The sequence below is a fragment of the Kitasatospora sp. NPDC002522 genome, from assembly GCF_053595195.1.
Genome location: NZ_JBSFXE010000039.1, coordinates 1 through 20,076 on the forward strand (window position 1 = coordinate 1; position 20,076 = coordinate 20,076).

Genomic DNA, 20,076 nt, shown 5'->3' on the forward strand with positions numbered 1-20,076 from the left:
CTGCAGGGGGGACCCTGTGGGAGAGTAGGACGCCGCCGAACAATCTTTCAGAAGAAGCCCCCTGACGGGATGTCAGGGGGCTTCTTCGCGTTCTCGGACAGATTCCGGGACGGAAGGGGACGGACGTGCGCCCGGGGGTGGTGCTAGGTCCACCTCAAAGACGGGTGTCACGGCCAATGTGCTCGGGCGGGGCCAAGGGGAAAACTGGTAGGCGTCCAGAGCAGTGCAGATGTGCGTGATGCCGTTCGAACTCGGGGAGTGAGCCTTGGCGACGACGACGTGGGGTGGCGGGGCTGTCAGGGCTGCGCTCGGTGAGTGGGTCCGGCCGGCGGTCGCGGCGTTCGGGCGGGCTGTGCTGTTGGGGCTGGCGGCCGGGGTCGCGGTGATGGTGCCGTTCATGGCGTCGGTGACGGCGGGCGTGGTGGTCGCCGGGGTGGTGGACTTCGGCTTCATGCCGTACCTGGCGTTCGCGGGGGCGCTGCTGGCGGGGGTTCCGACGGCGTTCTGGTTCGCGCGGCGTGGTGCTGGGTGGTCGCGGGCGCGGTTGGAGCGGTGGTTCGGGGTTCGGCTGGTGGCGGAGTATTCGCCGCGCGCGGTGTTGGAGCAGGACGCGCGGGGGTTCTGGTGGACGGGGTACTCGTACCACCGGGGGTACTCGGTGGCGCGGTCGGTGCAGTTCGCGCAGTGGGCGGTGCGGGATCGGCAGACGCGGCGTGAGGTGCTGTGGCTGCTGGTGAATCCGGCGGCGGTGCTGGCGCTGGTCGGGCTGCCGATGCTGCTGGTGTGGGGCGGGGTGGGGTACCTGCTGACCTCGGCGGTGGATTCGCGGGACTTCTTCGGCCTCCAGAGCCAACTGGTGAACGTGCTGTGCTCGGCGGTGATCGGACTGGGCGTCGCGGGCGTCGGGCTGCTGGCGATGACGTGGGCCGTGCGGATCCACGCGGAGTTGGCGTGCCGAGTGCTGGGGCAGGGTCCGCGGGAGAGCCGGGCGCAACTGAGCCGGCGCGTGGAGCAGCTGACGGAGACTCGGGCGGACGCGGTGGATGCGCAGGCGGCCGAGCTGCGACGGATCGAGCGGGATCTGCACGACGGCGCGCAGGCGCGGCTGGTGGCGATCGGGCTGACGTTGGGGACGATCGAGCACCTGCTGGAGAGCGACCAGGGGGCGGCGCGGGAGTTGCTGGCGGAGGCGCGGCAGGCGTCGGCGAAGGCGTTGCAGGAGTTGCGGGATCTGGTGCGGGGGATTCACCCGCCGGTGCTGGCGGAGCGCGGGTTGGCTGACGCGGTACGGGAGTTGGCGCTGAGCGGGGTGGTGCCGACGGAGGTGACGGTGAGTCTGCCGGGTCGGCCGGAGCCGTCGATGGAGACGGCGGTGTACTTCGGTGTGAGCGAGTTGCTGGCGAACGTGGCGAAGCACGCGGGGGCCGGGCAGGTCTGGGTGGACGTGCTGCATCGGGCGGGCCGGCTGCGGGTGATGGTGACGGACGACGGGCACGGTGGTGCGCGGATGGACGGTGGTGGCGGGCTGCGGGGCATCGAGAAGCGGTTGGGTACCTTCGACGGTGTGCTCTCGCTCGACAGTCCGGCGGGCGGGCCGACCACGATCACGATGGAGCTGCCGTGCGTGTTGTCCTCGCCGAGGATCTCTACCTCCTCCGCCAAGGCCTGACCCGGCTGTTGGAGGCGCACGGCTTCACGATCGCGGCGGCGGTGGAGACCGGTCCGGACCTGCTGGCGGCGTTGCTTGCGGAGCGTCCGGACGTCGCGGTGGTGGACGTCCGGCTGCCGCCGACGCTGACGGACGAGGGCCTGCAGGCGGCGCTGGCGGCGCGGCGGGAGATTCCGGGGCTGCCGGTGTTGGTGCTGTCGCAGCACGTGCAGCAGTTGTACGCGCGGGAGTTGCTGGCGGATGGCTCGGGCGGGGTGGGTTATCTGCTGAAGGACCGGGTGTTCAACGCGGACCAGTTCGTGGACGCGGTGCGGCGGGTGGCGGCGGGGGGTACGGCGATGGATCCGGACGTGATCGCGCGGTTGTTGCAGCACACCGCGGGGTCGGAGCCGTTGCGGCGGCTGTCGCCGCGGGAGCGGGAGGTGCTGGGGCTGATGGCGGAGGGTTGTTCGAACTCGGCGATCGCGGCCCGGCTGACGGTCAGCGACGGTGCGGTGGCCAAGCACATCGCCAACATCTTCGGGAAGTTGGAGCTGTCGCCGACCGAGGACGGCAACCGTCGGGTGCTGGCGGTGCTGGCCTACCTGAACGGGGTGACGGACCGTCCGATGGAGGCCTGAGGGAGGCCAGGGGGCGCTCGGGAGGAGTGCGCGCGCCGGTATGGACCAGTGGAGGTCTGGTGCCGGCAAGGGTTGGCGGAGGGGCAGAACGCGCGTGCGAGTAGTATCCGGTGGGCCGAGTCGGTCCACGGCGTACCGGTACCGCGTCCGGATGTGAGGCCGCGTCCCGGGCAGGGGCGTGTACTCGGCGGCCACAGGTCGTCAGCGGCGAATCGCCGAGTCCCAGGGGTTGATCAACGAATGGCACGTCCGTCCCTTACCCGCGCGCACCGGGCACTGCTGGGTGTGGTGGCCGTCGGCGCGTGCATCATCTCGGGCATCGGCTTCGCCGGGTCGTACAACTCGGTGCGGGACCTGGCGATGGAGAAGGGCTTCGGCGCCTTCTCCTACGCGTTCCCGATAGGCGTCGACGCGGGCATCGTGGTGCTGCTGTCGCTGGACCTGGTGCTGACCTGGCTGCGGATCCCGTTCCCACTGCTGCGGCAGACGGCGTGGCTGCTGACCGCGGCGACGATCGCGTTCAACGCGGCGGCGTCCTGGGGCGATGCGCTGGGCATGGCTATGCACGCGGTGATCCCGGTGCTGTTCGTCGTCGTGGTGGAGGCCTCCCGGCACGCGGTGGGTCGGATCGCGGCGATCACCGCGGACCGGCACATGGAGTCGGTGCGGTTGATGCGCTGGGTGCTGTCGCCGGTGCCGACCTTCCGGCTGTGGCGGCGGATGAAGCTGTGGGAGCTGCGCTCGTACGACGAGACGGTGCGGCTGGAGCAGAACCGGCTGGTGTACCGGGCGCAGCTGCGGTTCCGGTACGGGCGGGGCTGGCGCCGGTCGGCGCCGTTCCAGGCGCTGCTGCCGTTGAAGCTGGCGAAGTACGGTGTGCCGCTGGACCCGAGCATCCTGGACCGGATCGACGGTCCGATGTTCGTGGCGGCGGATGCGGCGGTGGCCGGTGCGGCGATCGCCCCGGCCGGGCCGGGCCAGGTGACGGCGGGTCAGTCGGTGGCCGGTCCGGCTGCCGCTCACCAGGTCGCCGCTCACCAGGCCGTTGGGCAGCAGGCCGCTGGTCACCCGGTCGCCGGTCAGGCGCCCGCGGGTCAGGCGCCCGCGGGTCAGGCGGTGGCCGGTCACCCGGCCGGGGCGGCGGAGGCGGGGGAGCCGCACGCGGTGCCGTCGGTGTCGGCGGCGGTGGCGGTGCCCACGCTGGCGAAGTTGGCGGCGGTGCGGCGGCGGGACCAGCAGGACCCGGAGGCGGCGCAGGCCGCCCCGCCGGTGGACGCCGCGGGGGACCTGAACGTGTGGACGGCGCGTCCGGTGCGTTCGCACGTGGCGGAGCCGGACCAGGTGCACACGGCGCGGGTGCCCGGGCAGGCGTCGCCGTGGTTCAAGCCGCCGCGCGGGCAGGCCGATGCGGACCAGGAGGCGGCGTACGCGGCTCCGCAGGCGGCGGGCTACCCGGATGAGCGGGGCTACCAGGAGCGGTACCCGCAACAGGGCCGTCCGGTCGAGCGGGTGGCGGCCGGGCCGGCGGCGAACGGCCGCGGGCCGGCTCGTCCGCAGCCGGGATACGGTGCGGGGCCGAACGGTCAGCCCGGCGGGGCGCCGAGGGGTCGTCAGCTGCCGGTGGAGCAGGCGCTGATGCCGGAGGACGGCGAGCCGATCCGGATCGGTGCCCGGCCGGTGCGGTTGGACTCGTTCGCGGACCCGGAGCCGCTGCCGTTCGAGGACGTGGAGGAGGCGCCGGCCCGGCTGCCGTTCGCGGGCGGGGCGGAGCCGCTGGACCCGGACGAGTGCTTCGACGCGCTGGTCAGCTACATGGAGGAGAACCAGCGGCAGCCTGACGAGCGCCGGTTCGCGGAGTACCTGTCGCAGCGCGGGGTGCCGGGTTCGCGCCCGGACGGCGGGGTGACGGTGAAGGACGTCGAGCGGATCTGGGCGGCGCTGGGGGAGCGGTACATGGAGTCCGGCCGGGCGGAGTGACCCGTCGCGCTTGGCGATAACCACAAATCGTGCGGTGGCCGTCCGTCAGTTCCTCTGGCGGGCGGCCATTGACGGTCCCGAGGGCCCGCCACTACCGTCGCATCAACAATTTGTTGAAGCGTCGGCCTGTGTGGAGGAGCCCGGATGTCGCAGCCTGGTCAGGTGGAGCCCGTCTCGTTCTCGGATACCGCCCGGGCCGCGGTGGAGGCGTTGCTGACGCCGGTCGACGCGGAGCTGGCCCGACGGTACCCCGGGGAGCCGGGTTCGCGGCAGCCGGTGCACACCGTGTACGTGCCGGCCGACGCGTTCGCGGCGGACACCGTCCGTGAATGGGGCCGGCAGGCGCTGGCCGCGTTCGACGAGCACGCCGGGACGCCGGAGCTGCTGGCCCAGGCCCTCGGGGTGGAGTCCGGTCCGCTGCTGACCGAGGTGCACGCCCGGGTGCGGGCCAAGCTGGAGCGCGAGCCGGTCGAGGACCTGCGGATCGACTTCGAGGACGGCTACGGCCCGCGCCCCGACGCCGAGGAGGACGCCGCGGCGGTGCGCGCGGCGCGGCTGGTGTCGGCGGCGGTCGCGGACGGCACGGCGCCGCCGTACGTCGGGATCCGGGTCAAGTGCATGGAGGCGGCGGTCCGGGCCCGCGGCATCCGCACCCTGGAGCTGTTCCTGTCCGCGCTGCTGGCCGAGGGCGGGCTGCCGGACGGGCTGGTGCTGACCCTGCCCAAGGTGACCTACGCCGAGCAGGTCACCGCGCTGGTGCGGCTGCTGGAGGACTTCGAACGGCGGGCCGGGCTGCCCGCGGGCCGGATCGGCTTCGAGATCCAGATCGAGACCACCCAGGCGATCCTCGGCCCGGACGGCCGGGCCACCGTCGCCCGGATGATCGAGGCCGCCGAGGGCCGGGCCACCGGACTGCACTACGGCACCTTCGACTACAGCGCGGCCTGCGGGGTCAGCGCCGCCTACCAGTCCATGGACCACCCGGCCGCCGACCACGCCAAGGCGGTCATGCAGGTCGCCGCGGCCGGCACCGGCGTACGCCTCTCGGACGGCTCCACCAACGTGATCCCGACCGGCCCGCGCAGCCAGGTGCACGCTGCCTGGAAGCTGCACCACGGCCTGGTCCGCCGCTCGCTGGCCCGCGCCTACTACCAGGGCTGGGACATGCACCCCGCCCACCTGCCCACCCGCTACGCCGCCGTGTACGCCTTCTACCGCGAGGGCCTGGAGGCGGCCTGCGCCCGGCTGGCCGCGTACGTGGCCAAGGCCGGCGGCGACGTGATGGACGAGCCCGCCACCGCCCGTGCGCTCAGCGGCTACGTGCTGCGCGGCCTGGACTGCGGCGCCGTCGACCTCGCGGAGGTCGCCGCGCTGACCGGCCTCGACCGGGCCCGGCTGGACGCCCTCGCCGGACGCTGAGCGGCCGGGCGGCACCGGCTAGGCTGGGCGGGTTGAGCCGGTGACCGCCGCGCGGGCGGGCCGGACCGAGACCCGAGCACCCCGGAGAGCACCAGCGCCATGGCGGAGCCGAGCCCGAAGCCGTACCTGACCGTCCGGGGTCCCGGCAGCCACGAGCTCGAGATCAAGAAGTCCCGGTTCATCTGCCACCTGGCGCGGGTCGCCGACGAGGACGAGGCGCAGGCCTTCATCGCGGCGATCCGCAAGCAGTACTGGGACGCCCGGCACAACTGCACCGCCTTCGTGGTCGGCGGGGAGCAGCCGCGCGAGCGCTCCAGTGACGACGGCGAGCCGGGCGGCACCGCGGGCGTGCCGATGCTGGAGGTGCTGCGCCGGCGCGGGGTGACCGACACCGTCGCGGTGGTCACCCGCTACTTCGGCGGGATCAAGCTCGGCGCGGGCGGCCTGGTGCGGGCGTACGGCGCCGCGGTGTCGGAGGCGCTGGACGAGGTCGGGCTGCTGGAGCGCCGGCCGGTGACGCTGCTCGCGGTGACGGTGGACCACACCCGGGCGGGCCGGCTGGAGAACGAGCTGCGAGCGGCCGGGTACGCGGTGGCCGACCTGGCGTACGGGGCGGACGGCGTGCGGATCGAAGTGGGCGTCCCGGAGCCGGAGGTGGCGGGGTTCCACACCTGGCTGGCGGAGGCGACCGGCGGTTCGGCGAGCGCCGCGCCGGCCGGGCGCACGTACGTCGAGGTCGAGGTCTGACGCCGCGTCAAGGGGATAGCAGGGGAGGTCGTTCGGCAGCCGCGTTGCCGCCGGATGACACCCGAACGAAGGAAGCAGGCCCGGAGTAGGAACTTCCACTCCGGGCTGCTTCGTCTCCACTGGTACAGGCACGACGATTCGGCACGACGCCGGAAGGAGGGCTCCCAGACCCCAGCACGCTCCACGGGAGGTTCCGCGTATGCCCACCGACCATGCCCAGCCGCCCTATCGGCTGACGGCCGCGACACCACGCCCGCACCACGACACGCTCGCCCTGACCGACCAACTGCTGGCCGCCTGGCTGAAGGCGGAAGGCCACGAGGAGCCACCGCCCGGCCCGCCGGACGCGCCGGCCGAGCGACTGCGGCTCGGCGACCGGGTGCTGCTGGACCGCGACGGCGGCCCGCTGCCCGGCCACGGACCCGAGTCCCGCTACAGCCGCCGCAGACTGCGCACACCCGCCGCCCTCGGCACCCACCAGCTGACCCTGACCCTGGCCGCGGACACCGCCGACGGCCCCACCCGGCTGCGCCTGGAGGCCGAGCACCTGCCGTCCGGGACGGCCGCCGGACGCGCCCAGGGCCGGGTGCCCGTCCCCGAGCTGGCCCGCACCCTGCTGCCACTGCTGGACGCCGTCGAGGGCCCGGTCCCGCTGGCCCTGGCGCCACGGGTGCTCGGACCGGCCGACCTGGACGGCCTGATCGACGAACTCTGCGACCCCGAACGGCAGCTGCCCACCGTGGTGGCCAGCGTGCCGCCCGCGGTGCCGGTCGACCGCTGGCTGGCCACGGTGCTCCAGCCACTGCTGCGCCAACTCCCCGGCCTGGCCTCGCTGTACGTGCTCGGACACGCCGCGCTGCCGCGGTTCAACCTGGCACTGGAGTTCCACAAGGTCTACGGCGGTGCGGTGCGGACCTTCCTGCCGGAGGTCGACCCGGCGTCCCGCCCCGACGCGGCCCGCCACCCGGTGCTGCCGCGCCAACGGATCGACGACGATCCGCGGCGGGCCGCCGCGCTGCTGGCCCGTGAACCGCGCCGACTGGCCGCCGAACTGCCGCTGCCCGCCCCGCTGGACGCCGTCCCCGCCCTGCACCTCCCGCCGGAGGCCCGGCAGCCCGAACCCCGGGCTGCCGCGGTCCGCGCGCCGCAGGTGGTCGTCGACCGGTGCCGGCTGCGGGCGGAACCGCCCCGGCCGGTGCGCCGGGCGCGGTGCGGCACGGACCCGCTGAGCTTCGGCGAACTGGTCGACCGGTTCACCGAGTTCCCGCTGCTGGAGTTCACCGGCGACGCCAAGGAGGCACTGGCGCTGGACGGCCAGAGCGAGGGCCCCGGCTGGGCCCGGCTGACCTGGGAGGGGCTGACGGCGCTGCAGGAGTACGCGGCGGCGGCGGTCCGCGGCGAGGCCGGCGGCGACTTCAAGCAGTGGTGCGAACGCACCCCGCCGGGCTGCCACCGCTTCCCGCCGCGCAAGGCGGTCCGCGGCGAGTCCCGCACCGTCGCCAGCCACGGCAAGTGGAAGCGCCAGCGGATGCTCCCCGTCCCCGCCAGCGTGGACTCCTCCTGCCGCGCCTTCATGGGCGCCCACCTGCGGATCGGCGGCGGCGGCACCGCACCCCGGGTGCACTACCTGGACGACTGCTCGGGCAGCGGCCGGATCTACGTCGGCTACATCGGGCTGCACCTGAGCAACACCAGGACCAACTAGCCGGAGCCGGTGCGGGCCGACGGACCGTCGGCCCGCACCGGCGGCTGATTCGGCGTCAAGCTCCGGCCAAACCAGGCGGTTGGCTGACCCGGGAGGCCGGACGGGGGACAATGCTGTCATCGGGTCGGGTGAGCCGACCGCGTGGGACGGGCCGAGCAGGGGGAACGACCGCCGATGCAGCATCCAGCCGATGGCCGCTCCGAGGGCGGCGCCGCGCTGCTCCAGCCCGGATTCCTCGCCTCGGTCTTCCGCGACCTCGGCGTGGAGGACGGCGAGTCCGCCGAGCAGCCGCCCCCGCCGACCGGCGCCGCCGACTCCCCGCCGCCGGTGGTGCCGTCGCAGCCCGGTCCGGCCGAGGACGACCAGGACCCGGTGGCCGCGCAGGCCCGCGCCGCCGCGCTCACCCACCACCGCACGCTCGCCGTCCGCGCCGACCACGAACGCCTCGCCGACCTGCTGCGCCGCGCCGCGCTGCCGGTCTCCGCGATGGACTTCGAGAGCCAGCTGCGCAGTTACGAGCCGAAGCCGTTCCCGGACGCGGTCGCCGCCGCCGAACCCGAGCCCGCCTGGGCGGACTTCGCCCCGCCGGAGCCCCCCGACGCGGACCCCGAGCAGCCGCCCTCCCGCCGCCTGCTGGACTCCGGCTACCAGCGCGAACTGGCCCAGGCCCGGCTGCGCCACCAGCGGGCGCTGCGCGAGTGGCGCACCCGGCAGGCCGAACTCGCCGACAGCGGGGTGATCGCCGCCCGGCGGGCCCACGAGGAGGCCGAGCAGGGCCGGGCCCGCGCGGTGCGGGAGTACAACGAGAGCCTGGAGGAGTGCCGCCGGGCCTACCGGCTGGCCGAGCCCGCCGCCGTCGAGTCGCTGCTGGAACGGGCGCTGGCCGCATCGGAAGGCGCCACCCGGGACTTGGCCGCCCCGTGCCGGGCGGTCTTCCGCCCGCTGACCCGGACCGCCGTCCTCGACCTGGACCTGCCGCCGCTGGACACCGTCCCCGCGCTGAGCGGCTACCGGCTCGCCGACGACGGCCAGGTCGCCCCGGTGCCGCGGCCCGCCGCCGACCTGCACTCCGACTACCTGCGGCTCGCCGCCCGCCTCGCCCTGCGTGCCCTGCAGGCCGCCGACGCGGTGGACACCGAGGAGGTGCTCGCCGGCGTGGTGCTCAACGGCTGGCTGCGCCGCCCCGGCCAGGCCCCGCAGTGCCTGCTCAGCGTCGACGCCGACCGCGACGCGCTGGCCCGGACCCGGCTCGAACCGGACGCCGGGTACCTGGGCGGCGACGGCGTCTACGCGGACGCCGAGCACGACGAGGCGGTGCTGCGCCTGCGGGCGCTGGCCGCCGTGGTCACCCCCGACCCGTTCGCGGGGGAGGCGGTGGTGCCGTGGGGCACTGCGCAGGCCGCGGTGCCCGCGCTCGGCGAGCTGTCGCCGAACGAGTTCGCCCAGCTGGTGCGCACCCTGCTCACCGCCGGCGGCCTGGAGGACTGGAGCGTGCGGCTGCGCGGCCCGGCCGGGCTGGTGGCCACCGCCGAGGGCGAGCCCGGCAGCGGGCTGCCCGGCCGCTGGGTGGTGTGGGCCTCGCGGGGCCCGGCGCCGGTCGCGGCCGAGGAGATCGCCACCCTCGCCGACGCCGTCCGCGAGGAGAGCGCCGACCGCGGACTGCGGATGACCTGCGGACTCTTCGCCGACGAGGCGATCGACCTGGCCGCCGAGGAGCGCTACCAGCGGATCCACCTGATCGACGGCCGCGGCATCCAGGAACTCGCCCACACCCACCTGTCGCTGTCGGTGTCGCCGTGAGCGCGGGACGTCTCCCGCGGTTCGCCGGGCAGTGGGCCCTTCGGGGTGACAGGCTGGCGGGGTGGGAAACGGATTCATGAGCCACCGTCCGGACCGGCCCGGGGCGGCCGGGGAAGCCGCCGGGCAACCCGCCGCGGAGCCGGCCGGGACGTCCGCCGACGAGCCCGCGGAGGAGTCGCCGGAGCAGGCCATGGAGGGGGCGATGGCCGTGATGTACGCCGAGTACGGGCTGCTGCGCGAGCTCGCCGAGGCCGAGGGGGTGCGGCTGGACGACTCGGTGGAGTCGCTGACCGCGCTCGACCAGCTGCTGCCGCGCTGGCGTGACGACCCGCAGGTCTCGCAGTGGCTGGGCACCGACGCCGGCTTCTACCTGGGCACGGTGATCCACCGTCAGCTCCCCGGCACCGTCTGGCGGCTCGCCGGGGACGGCCGTCCGCTGCTGGTGCTGCCGACCGGCTTCGAGCTGGACGTCACCGAACTCGGCCACAGCTGGGCCGAGCAGGGCTCCCCGCAGCTGTCCGCGGTCTACCTGGCGGCCGGCGACGGCTGAACCGCCGCGCTCACCCTGACGGTCCGTCCGGGGAGCGGCCCCGCGGCGCCGCCCGCAGGGTGGTGAGCAGGGTCCGGGCAGTCGTCCGGCCGCAGGAACCGAGCCGGGGGAGGCCGAACTGACCGCCGTGCTGGTCGCCGCGGGCGCCTTCCTGATGACCCTGATCGGCGGCTTCGTCGCCCACCGCACGGGGGACCGCCGTCACCTGGTGCTCGGCCTCGCCGCCGGACTGATGCTCGGCGTGGTCGCCTTCGACCTGCTGCCCGAGGCGATCCGGCTGGCCGGCGAGGAACTGCACGGCGTGCCGGACGCCCTGCTGATGTTCGCCGCCGGGTTCCTCGCCATCCACGTGGTGGAGCGGGCGGTCGCCATCCACCGCGGCCACGAGGGGGAGTACGCCGAGCACAGCCACGGCCACCAGCACCGCCACCGCGAGCAGGGCGTGGGCCTGGCCGCCGCCTCCGCGCTGGTGCTGCACAGCATGATGGACGGCTTCGCGATCGGCGCCGCGTTCCAGGCCGGCACCACGGTGGGCACGGTGGTGGCCATCGCGGTGGTCGCGCACGACTTCGCCGACGGGTTCAACACGTACACGCTGACCCGCCTCTACGGGAACAACCGCCGGCGGGCCGTCGCGCTGCTCTTCGCGGACGCCGTCGCGCCGGTCACCGGTGCCGCGATCACGCTGCTGTTCACCATCCCCGAGCGGTTGCTCGGCCTCTACCTGGGGTTCTTCGCCGGGTTCCTGATGTACCTGGCCACCTCGGACATCCTCCCGGAGGCGCACAGCCCGCACCCCTCGCGCACCACGCTGCTGTGCACGCTGCTCGGGGTCGCCTTCATGTGGCTGGTCGTGGGCCTGACGTAGCGTCAGGCACCGGTCGGCAGCGCGTCCCAGTGGGTGCGGAGGGCGGCCAGCGCCCGGGCGACGGCGGGGCGGCGGGAGGTCTGGGCGCGCCAGAGGGCGTAGACGCGGCGGGTGGGTTCGGGCACGACGGGGCGGGCGGCGACGCCGGGCGGCAGGGGGCCGCGGCCGAGGCGGGGGATCAGGCCCAGGCCGAGGCCGGCTTCGATCAGGGCGATCTGGGTCTGGAACTCGCCGACCTGGTAGACCACGTCCGGTTCCTCGCCGGCCTCCCGCATGGTGCGCAGCAGCCAGTCGTGGCAGATGTTGCCGGGCGGGACGCTGATCCAGCGCCGGCCGAGCAGGTCGGCGACCGGGACGCGGTCGAGCGCGGCGAGAGGGTGGTCGGCGGGCAGCAGCAGGTCGACCGGGTCGGTGCCGAGGTCGAGCCGGGCCAGGCCGTCCTGCACCGGCAGCGGGACGGTCGCCCAGTCCTGCACCACCGCCAGGTCGACCTCGCCGCGGGCCACCAGCTCGGCCGCCGGGTAGGGGTCGCTCTCCAACAGGCGGACGTCCAACTCGGGGCAGGAGGACTGCAGTTCGGCGAGGACGCCGGGGAGCAGGCCGCGGGCGGCGGTGGCGAAGGCGGCGACCAGCAGGCGGCCGGCGGCCTGGCCGCGCTGCTCCTCCAGGGTCACCTCGGCCTGCTCGACCAGGGCCAGGACGCGCTGCGCGGTGTCGGCGAGCCGGCGGGCGGCGTCGGTGAGCTGGATGCCGCGGCCCTGGCGTTCCAGCAGGACGGTGCGGGTCTCGCGTTCGAGTTTGGCGATCTGCTGGGAGACGGCGGAGGGGGTGAAGCCGAGCGCGGCGGCGGCGCCGCCGACCGAGCCGTGCACGGCCACCGCGTGCAGGGCGCGCAGCCGTCCGAGATCCATCATGCAGTGATGCTAAACCATCGGGTTCAGGAATCGTCGCTGGTGCTGAACATTCCCGGTGGGTGATGCTCGGTCCATGCCTGCCACCCACGCCATGACGCCCCGTCACATCGCCCTCGCGGTGCTGGTCGCCGCCGTCTGGGGCCTCAACTTCGTGCTGATCCACGTCGGCTTGGAGAACTTCCCGCCGCTGCTGTTCTGCGCGCTGCGCTTCGCGGTGGTGGCGCTGCCCGCGGTGTTCTTCGTCGGACCGCCGCGGGTGGCCTGGCGCTGGGTGCTGGCGGTCGGCGTGGTGCTGGGGGTGGTGAAGTTCGGGCTGCTGTTCCTCGGCATGCACGCCGGGATGCCGGCCGGGCTGTCCTCGCTGGTGCTTCAGGGGCAGGCCGGGTTCACCGCGCTGTTCGCCGCCGGGCTGCTCGGCGAGCGGCCGGGGCGGCTGCGGCTGGCCGGGCTGGCGCTGGCGTTCGGCGGGATCGCGCTGGCCGCCGTCGACCACGGCGTGGGCGGCCCGGCCGGGGCGTTCGCGCTGGTGATCGGCGCGGCGGTGGCCTGGGGGCTGTCCAACGTGCTGACCCGCAGGGCCGCGCCGCCGGACGCCCTGCGCTGGATGGTCTGGGTCTCGGCGGTGCCGCCGCTGCCGCTGCTGGGGCTGTCGCTGCTGGTCGAGGGCCCGCGCGCGGACCTGGACGCGCTGGCCGGGATCGGCTGGGCGGGGATCGGCGCGATCCTCTACGTCGGCCTGGTCTCCACGCTGTTCGGCTTCGTCGCCTGGAGCCACCTGCTGCGCCGCTACGACGCCTCCGCGGTGGCCCCGTACTCGCTGCTGGTGCCGGTGTTCGGGATGTCCTCGGCCGCGCTGCTGCTCGGCGAGCGGTTCAGTGCGGCGGCGGCCGGGGCGACGGTGCTGGTGATCGCCGGGATCGGGCTGGGCGCGGTGCCCGCTACGGCGTGGGGCCGGCTGCTTCGTGGGCGGCCTCGGCCTGCCGCAGTGCCCGCAGCAGCGCCTCCTGCTCGGTCGCGCTGACCGGGCCGAAGTACTCCTGGGCGACCTCGTGCCGGACCCGGCCGATCCGCTCGAGCGCGCCGTGCCCGGCCTCGGTGAGCACCAGCCGCACCGCGCGGCGGTCCACCGGGTCGGGGGTGCGGGCCACCAGCCCGGCCTCCTCCAGGGCGTCCACCACGGTGGTGGCCGAGCGCGGGGCGATCCGCAGCCGGTCGGCGAGCTCGCTCAGCCGCATGGTCTCGCGGCTCTCGCAGCCCGGGGCGTGCGCCAGGGTGCGCAGGGCGCGGGCCTGGGCCGGGGTGATGCCGTAGGGCTCCAGCCGCTGCATCGTCTGCCGGCGGATCCGCTTCATCGCCCGGGTGAGCGCGTCGGCGAGTTCCGCGGCGGTGTCGGCGGGCCCAGGGGAGGTCATGGGCTCAGGGTAGTGGCTGGTGGGGAGGCGGATCTGTCTCGCCTGGATAACTTGTTGAGCTTGGCTCAGCAATCGGGTAGCTTAGGGCAACCTAAGCCGCCCGTGTCCGAGGAGTCACCATGGCCCGCTCCACCGCCCGCGTCGTCACCGACCGCCCCGCCCGCTACGCCAAGCAGCTCGCCGCCCACATGGGCCGCAAGGTCCCCGCCGAGTGGTCCGAGGAGGACGGCCGCGGCAGCCTCGTCTTCGGTGCCGGACAGGCCGAACTCACCGCCGAGGAGGGCGCGCTGCTGCTCGCCGTCGAGGGCGCCGAGGAGGCCCTGCCCGGCCTGGAGGACGTGGTCGGCCGCCACCTGGTCCGCTTCGGTACCCGCGACGAACTGCTGGTCGAGTGGCAGCGCGAGAGCGGCGAGCCCGGCACCGTGCAGCGCGGGGCCGCCGACGGGGAGTGACGCCCCGTCAGCGGCCCGGCGCGCCGCTCAGCTCTGCCGCAGCGGCGGCATCGGCACCGGGACGCCGAGCGCGGTCGCGCCCGCGCCCACCCCGCCCTCGCAGCTGTTCGGCGGCGCGGTGGTGACGCCCCGGGTGGAGGGCTTCTCGGCCGCCCAGAACATGAAGCCGAGCAGGCCCGCGCTGGTGCCCGCACCGTTCGGGGCGGCGCTGCCCACCCAGCCCGAGGCGGCCTTCTGTACCGAGTTCGCATAGCTGGTGCACTCCGGCCGGACCTGGGAGCCCTCGGCGATGTACAGGCTGCCGGTGAACTTGGCGGGCGCCAGCGGCGGGATCGCCGGGTTGTAGTTCGGCTTGCCGTCCAGGTGCTCCTGCCAGTTCGACTCCGCGGTGGCGGTCGAGGGCTGCTTGCTCGGCACCATCGCGTTGGCGTAGTCCAGCACCGGGTTCGACGTGGTCAGCCAGTGCGCGGTGGCGTACTGGTCGAGGCCGATCAGCCAGCGGTCGCCGGCCGCGACGTCGATGGTGAGCCGCGCGGTCGGGTCCGCGCCGCTGCCGTCGTACGGGTGGGCGGCCCGGTAGGCGTCCACGAAGGACTGCAGGCCGGTCAGGTTCGGGCCGGCGCTGTTCTCGTAGTCGATCTCGATGCCCACGCCGAGCTGGGTGGCCAGCGCCGCGGCCTTCTGCCCGAGCAGGGCCGGGTTCTGGGCGAGCGCGGTGTCCCAGTCGCCGGTGTAGGTGATGCCGCCGATCGAGAGCATCACCCGGACGCCGTGCGCGGTGAAGTAGTTCACCACCTGCTGGTTCATTCCGATCGGCACCCCGGCGGCGTTCCCCGCGTCGGTGGTGCCGTTCAGCAGCCGCAGCGGGTTGACGAAGCTCAGCACCACCAGGTTGACCGACGGGCGGCCGTCGCCGCGGTCGACCAGCCAGTGGTTGGCGGCGTCGAAGTCGGTCATGTTCCGTGCCGTCGCCCAGGTGCAGGCGTCGTTGCTGCAGTGCCAGGCGCCGTACACCTGGAGCGGGGTGGCCGCCGCCGCGCTCGGCGCGGGCGCCGCCACCGCCGCCAGGGCCAGCAGCCCGGCCGCCGCCGACAACCTCGTTCTGGACATCACAGGGGAACGCACATCCGCCTCCCGGCGCCGCGTGCTGATGAAGTGGGCAACAGGGTGCGCGCGGCGGCCGGAGCCGTCAATGGTCTGGACCGATCCGGCGGGTGACGGACCGTCAGTCCACCGGCGGGCCGGGCATCAGGCGCGGCAGCAGCCGGTCCAGGGCGAGCAGCAGCAGGCCGGCCAGGCACCAGCTGGCCACCACGTCCAGCAGCCAGTGGTAGTCGCTCCACACCAGCCCGGTACCGACGCCGAAGCACAGCAGCGCGGTCGCCCACCCCAGCCGGCGGGCCGGCTCCGCGGGCAGCACCCGGGCCAGCAGCAGCGCCGCGGTGCCGTACGCGATCGACGAGGTCGCCGTGTGCCCGGACGGGTACCAGCCCCACTGGTCCGCGGCCAGCGGCACCCCGAACGGGCCCGGCCGGGCGAACCACGTCTTGGCCGGCACCACCAGCAAAGGGATCAGCACCGCCGCCACGCACGCCACCGGCACCGGCACCCACCAGCGCGGACGGCCGCCCTGCCGGGCCAGCCACGCCGCCGCGACCGCGGCGGCCAGCAGCGCCGGGACGGCCACCTGCCCGCCGCCCAGATCGGAGAGCGACTTGCCCAGGTGGTTCAGCAGCGTGCTGTGCAGCGCCCGGCGGACCTCCCGGACGTCGTCGCGCACCGCGGTGTCCACCCCGAGCAGCGGCCCGTCCACCGCGACCTGCCAGGAGATCACCGCCAGGACCAGCGCCAGCATCAGTGTCATGGGCAGGACAGCAAAAACCGGCCGCCCCGGAGCAGGGGGGAGAGCTCCGGGGCGGCCAAGGCGATCGCCGCGCCGTGCGGCCCGGGGGGTATGGGCGGGACGGTCGGTCGATCGGTCGGGTACGTCCGCCGCGGGGGCGGACGAAGTGTCGGGCAATGGGTGCGGTGCGCTGTCCATCTGCCATGACAGTACGTCAAAGACCGGCGCCGTCACGGCGCGACCGGCCATCGTGCACAGCATCTTCACCACCGGCCTGGCAACCTCCACCGCCGGGTCGCACACGCGTAACGGGGCCGGTGCGGGAGGGGCGGGAGGGGGCGGAGAGGGGACAGGGAAGGATCGGAGAGGGGACAGGGGAGGGCCGGAGACGGGTGGGCGGCGAGCCGGCGTGGCGGGGGCGAAGGGCCGAGGGCGACGCGGCGTGGAGTCGGCGGCGGGGACGGCGAAGGGCCGGACGGGCGAACCCGTCCGGCCCCGGTACCGCAGGTCGGAGCGCCGGATCAGACGGCGGCGGCGAAGGCGGACTCCAGGATGTCCAGGCCCTCGTTCAGCAGGTGCTCCGGCATCACCAGCGGCGGCAGGAAACGCAGCACGTTGCCGTAGGTGCCGGCGGTGAGCACCACCAGGCCCTCGGCGTGGCACGCCTTGGCGATCGCCGCGGTCACCTCCGGGTTCGGCTCCTTGCCGCCCGCCTTCACCAGCTCGACGGCGATCATCGCGCCGCGCCCGCGGACCTCGCCGATCACCTCGTACTTCTCCTGCAGCGACCGCAGCCGGCCCAGCATGACCTCGCCGATCCGCTGCGCCTTGGCGTTGAGGTCCAGCTCCTTCATGGTCTCGATCGAGCCCAGCGCGGCCGCGCAGGCCACCGGGTTGCCGCCGTAGGTGCCGCCCAGGCCACCCGCGTGCGCGGCGTCCATGATCTCGGCGCGACCGGTCACCGCGGCCAGCGGCAGACCGCCGGCGATGCCCTTGGCGGTGGTGATCAGGTCCGGGACGACGCCCTCGTCGTCACACGCGAACCACTGGCCGGTCCGGCAGAAGCCGGTCTGGATCTCGTCCGCCACGAAGACGATCCCGTGCGCCTTCGCGTACTCCACGATGGCCGGCAGGAAGCCCTTGGCCGGCTCGATGAAGCCGCCCTCGCCCTGGATCGGCTCGATGATGATCGCCGCGACGTTCTCCGCGCCGATCTGCTTGTTGATCATGTCGATCGCCTGCGCGGCGGCCTCGGCCGCACAGTTCTCCGCACCGGTCAGCCAGCGGTACGGGTACGCCACCGGCACGCGGTAGATCTCCGGCGCGAACGGCCCGAAGCCCTGCTTGTACGGCATGTTCTTCGCGGTCAGACCCATGGTCAGGTTGGTCCGGCCGTGGTACCCGTGGTCGAACACCACCACCGCGGTGCGCTTGGTGTACGCACGCGCGATCTTCACCGCGTTCTCCACCGCCTCGGCGCCCGAGTTGAACAGCGCGGTGCGCTTGTCGTGGTCACCCGGGGTCAGCTCGTTCAGCTGCTCCGCGACCGCCACGTACCCCTCGTACGGGGTCACCATGAAACACGTGTGCGTGAACGCGGCCAGCTGCGCCGACGCCTTCGCCACCACGGCCTCGGCACTGTTGCCCACGTTGGTCACGGCGATGCCCGAACCGAAGTCGATCAGGCTGTTGCCGTCCACGTCCTCCAGCACGCCGCCACCCGCACGCGACACGTACACCGGCAGCGTGGTGCCCACACCCGCGGCCACCGCGCCGAGCTTGCGCGACTGCAGCTCCTGCGACTTCGGGCCGGGGATCGCGGTGACCAGGCGGCGCTCCTGCGGGAGCGGCGTTGCAGCGCTCATCTGTCTTCTCCAAGTTCTCGTCGCGGTAACCGCAGGCTACGGCGGCCCCCTCCGGCCCGGCATGCGCCACTCGGTACTGCTGGGCCGTCCGAATTGTCCGACGCGGCCAGTGGCCGAAGATCGGCTCGCGCCCCGGCTCCCTCCACTACATTGGCCCCCGGGTGTGTCGGTGGGACGGCGATGCGGGTAAGGGCACCGCCGGCAACGTAGGAGGGGCCCGAAGTGGAACTGAACGACGCGCGAACCCAGCACACCCACCCGCACCTCCCCCCACCCCGCCCGTCCTTCCACCTCCCCACCTGGGTCACCGCCCCCCGCCCCGAAACCCCACCCGGCATCTACCGCCAACACCACGTCCCCCACGACCCCAAGACGGACGCGGACGCGGAGACGGGGGCGGGACCGCTACTGCTCCGCGCGGGGCTCAACCTGGTGGTGGCCTGGCTCGTGTTCATCTACGGCCGCAACCTCGCGCTCTCCGGCCTCGGCATGCTCGGACTCGGGTCTCTGCCGAGCGTGCCGACCATACTGGTGGCGCTCGCGGTGAACGTCCTGATCATCGCCGCGGTGATCAAGATCTTCGGCCGCATGGGCCGCTGGCGCGAGGTCGGCCGGCGTTTCCTGATGCCGTTGCTCACTCGCACCGTCACCGAAGAACCCCCCACCCCCGAGGCGGTGTCGGTGGTGGATGTGTGGGCGGAGTTGCGGCCGGCCGGGGATGTGGTGCGGCGGCTGGAGGGGGAGGCGGTGGGGGATGTGGACTACGTGCGGATCCACCAGGCCTGGCGGAGCGTCGGCGGGGACGTGGCGGCGTGGCAGGACTTCGCCGCGCAGGTGGCCTCGCGGGGGGCGGCGGCGTGCGCGCACCCCTCGGAGCAGCGGGACCTGCCCGGGGGGCGGGGGGTGCGGCACGACCTGATGGTGCGTCAGGTGCGGCTCGGGACGGCGCAGGACGTGGTGAAGAACCCGGTGACGCACCGGAACGCGGGGTTCGCGCTGGACCCGGCGACGCTCGGCACCTCGTTGCTGGCGGTCGGGCCGGCCGGGACCGGGAAGACGGCGGGGCTGGCCCGGCCGGTGGCGGAGGCGCTGTGCCTGCAGGCGCTGGCGGGCGCGGCGTGCGCGGTGGTGGTGGGCGCGGCCGACGCGGACCTCGGGCCGGACGCGTGGTACGACGTGGTGATCGCGCCGGGCGACCCGGCGGCGCCGTACGGGCTGGACCTGTACGGGGCGGCGCCGAACCCGGACGAGGCGGCGGCCCGGCTGGCGGACGCGCTGCTGCCGGACGAGCTGGCGCCGCGGGCGGAGAGTGCCCGGACCGCGTTGCAGCAGGTGGTGGGGCCGTACCGGGCGGCGTACGGGCGCTACCCGGGGGTGCGGGAGCTGCGCGGGCTGCTGGCGGGGGACGCCGAGGGCTGGGCGGAGTTGGCGGAGCTGCTGCGGAAGGCGGGGCGGTACCCGGAGTTCGAGCCGGACCTGCAGCAGCGTGAGCGGATGCACGGCCGGGCGGACGATCCGGGGGCGCTGCTGGCCGACCGGCTGGCGCTGCTGGACCGTCCGGCGCTGGCGCCGGGGTTCTCCGGCGGGCCGAACGCGAAGCCGGCGTTCGCGATGCGGGCGTTGGAGCATCCGTTGCGGGTGCGGGTGAAGCTGCCCGAGCGCAGCCACCCGGAGGCCGCGCGGATACTGTCGCGGCTGCTGCTCGGACAGTTCACCCAGGCCGCCGCGGACCGTTCGGAGCGCGAGCTGTTCGCCGGGCTGGTGCTGGACGACGCCACCGCGGCGGTGGACGCCCAGGCGGTCCGCGGCATCCAGCGGCTGCGCGGCGCCAACGCCGGGGTGGTGCTGGTGCTGCGCACCCTCGCGGACCTGCCGGAGGCGCTGCGCGCGCCGCTGTTCGGCGCGGTCGGCAACCGGATGGCGTTCCCGGGCATCGCGCCGTGGGACGGCCGGCTGTTCTCCGAGGCCTGGGGGACCCACCTGGTGCGGGAGACCGCGGTCACCCACACCCCCGACACCTCGGGCGGGACGCTGCGCCGGGCCGGCCGGCTGGTCCGCAAGGCGCTGTCCGGCACCACGGCGCAGACCGAGTCGGTGACCACCCGGGACGTCGAGCGGCACCGCTGGTCGCCGTCGGACCTGGCGCACGCGCTGCCGTCCGGGCACGCGGTGATCTCGCTGACCGCGGTGGACGGCGAGCAGGTGCCGCCGCTGCTGGTGGACCTGCGGCACTGA

Annotated in this window: 17 protein-coding genes; 12 read left to right on the forward strand and 5 right to left on the reverse strand. The window is 74.5% G+C overall.

The annotated features are described in order from the left end of the window. The first annotated feature begins 265 nt into the window (after window positions 1-265). The 9 genes from ACWD4U_RS27435 (at window position 266) to ACWD4U_RS27475 (ending at window position 11,355) form a co-directional block, all read left to right on the forward strand. Window positions 266-1,669 carry a sensor histidine kinase gene (locus ACWD4U_RS27435; protein WP_363458132.1) on the forward strand — a complete coding sequence of 468 codons (1,404 nt, stop codon included), beginning with the start codon at window positions 266-268 and terminating at the stop codon, window positions 1,667-1,669. Beyond that, window positions 1,621-2,289 (forward strand): response regulator transcription factor, encoded by a 669-nt coding sequence (locus ACWD4U_RS27440; protein ID WP_363458135.1) that lies wholly within the window; start codon window positions 1,621-1,623, stop codon window positions 2,287-2,289. The genes ACWD4U_RS27435 and ACWD4U_RS27440 overlap by 49 nt, the downstream gene beginning before the upstream one ends. Before the next feature lie 240 nt (window positions 2,290-2,529). After that, on the forward strand, window positions 2,530-4,266 hold the full coding sequence (locus tag ACWD4U_RS27445) for a DUF2637 domain-containing protein (RefSeq protein WP_363458138.1): 1,737 nt from the start codon (window positions 2,530-2,532) through the stop codon (window positions 4,264-4,266). 144 nt (window positions 4,267-4,410) lie between these two features. Continuing rightward, window positions 4,411-5,685 carry a DUF6986 family protein gene (locus tag ACWD4U_RS27450; RefSeq protein ID WP_363458141.1) on the forward strand — a complete coding sequence of 425 codons (1,275 nt, stop codon included), beginning with the start codon at window positions 4,411-4,413 and terminating at the stop codon, window positions 5,683-5,685. Window positions 5,686-5,784: 99 nt separating this feature from the next. Continuing rightward, a complete protein-coding gene (locus ACWD4U_RS27455; RefSeq protein WP_363458144.1) occupies window positions 5,785-6,432 on the forward strand; it encodes a YigZ family protein in 648 nt (215 codons plus the stop codon). A gap of 199 nt (window positions 6,433-6,631) precedes the next feature. Continuing rightward, entirely contained in the window at window positions 6,632-8,137 is a 1,506-nt protein-coding gene (locus ACWD4U_RS27460) for a hypothetical protein (protein ID WP_363458147.1), read from the forward strand. Window positions 8,138-8,311: 174 nt separating this feature from the next. Next, entirely contained in the window at window positions 8,312-9,937 is a 1,626-nt protein-coding gene (locus tag ACWD4U_RS27465; protein WP_363458150.1) for a restriction endonuclease, read from the forward strand. Between the two features lie 76 nt (window positions 9,938-10,013). Continuing rightward, on the forward strand, window positions 10,014-10,487 hold the full coding sequence (locus ACWD4U_RS27470; RefSeq protein WP_363458152.1) for a DUF6278 family protein: 474 nt from the start codon (window positions 10,014-10,016) through the stop codon (window positions 10,485-10,487). A gap of 154 nt (window positions 10,488-10,641) precedes the next feature. Next, window positions 10,642-11,355, forward strand: a complete 714-nt coding sequence (locus ACWD4U_RS27475) for a ZIP family metal transporter (RefSeq protein WP_363458272.1) — start codon at window positions 10,642-10,644, stop codon at window positions 11,353-11,355. A 2-nt stretch (window positions 11,356-11,357) separates the two neighbouring features. Here ACWD4U_RS27475 and ACWD4U_RS27480 read toward each other — a convergent pair whose 3' ends face one another. After that, window positions 11,358-12,269 carry a LysR family transcriptional regulator gene (locus ACWD4U_RS27480; protein ID WP_363458155.1) on the reverse strand — a complete coding sequence of 304 codons (912 nt, stop codon included), beginning with the start codon at window positions 12,267-12,269 and terminating at the stop codon, window positions 11,358-11,360. Window positions 12,270-12,360: 91 nt separating this feature from the next. Here ACWD4U_RS27480 and ACWD4U_RS27485 point away from each other — a divergent pair, with 91 nt between their 5' ends. Further along, window positions 12,361-13,290, forward strand: coding sequence for an EamA family transporter (locus ACWD4U_RS27485; RefSeq protein WP_363458275.1), 930 nt, complete (start codon window positions 12,361-12,363; stop codon window positions 13,288-13,290). Here the strand turns inward: ACWD4U_RS27485 and ACWD4U_RS27490 are convergent. Beyond that, entirely contained in the window at window positions 13,208-13,681 is a 474-nt protein-coding gene (locus ACWD4U_RS27490; protein WP_363458157.1) for a MarR family winged helix-turn-helix transcriptional regulator, read from the reverse strand. The genes ACWD4U_RS27485 and ACWD4U_RS27490 overlap by 83 nt on opposite strands. Window positions 13,682-13,800: 119 nt before the next feature. On the opposite strand from ACWD4U_RS27490, the gene ACWD4U_RS27495 reads away from it, so the two are divergent. Continuing rightward, window positions 13,801-14,133, forward strand: a complete 333-nt coding sequence (locus ACWD4U_RS27495; RefSeq protein WP_363458160.1) for a DUF2218 domain-containing protein — start codon at window positions 13,801-13,803, stop codon at window positions 14,131-14,133. A 27-nt stretch (window positions 14,134-14,160) separates the two neighbouring features. Here ACWD4U_RS27495 and ACWD4U_RS27500 read toward each other — a convergent pair whose 3' ends face one another. The 3 genes from ACWD4U_RS27500 to gabT all read right to left on the reverse strand — a co-directional run bounded on the left by ACWD4U_RS27500 (window position 14,161) and on the right by gabT (window position 17,841). Then, window positions 14,161-15,243, reverse strand: coding sequence for a glycoside hydrolase family 18 protein (locus tag ACWD4U_RS27500; protein ID WP_363458163.1), 1,083 nt, complete (start codon window positions 15,241-15,243; stop codon window positions 14,161-14,163). A 115-nt stretch (window positions 15,244-15,358) separates the two neighbouring features. Continuing rightward, complete coding sequence (locus tag ACWD4U_RS27505) at window positions 15,359-15,997, reverse strand: phosphatase PAP2 family protein (RefSeq protein WP_363458165.1); 639 nt, start codon at window positions 15,995-15,997, stop codon at window positions 15,359-15,361. A gap of 500 nt (window positions 15,998-16,497) precedes the next feature. Continuing rightward, the gene (gene gabT / locus ACWD4U_RS27510; protein WP_363458168.1) at window positions 16,498-17,841 is read right to left on the reverse strand and encodes a 4-aminobutyrate--2-oxoglutarate transaminase; all 1,344 of its coding nucleotides are present in this window, start codon (window positions 17,839-17,841) and stop codon (window positions 16,498-16,500) included. 222 nt (window positions 17,842-18,063) lie between these two features. On the opposite strand from gabT, the gene ACWD4U_RS27515 reads away from it, so the two are divergent. After that, a complete protein-coding gene (locus ACWD4U_RS27515; RefSeq protein ID WP_363458170.1) occupies window positions 18,064-20,076 on the forward strand; it encodes a type IV secretory system conjugative DNA transfer family protein in 2,013 nt (670 codons plus the stop codon).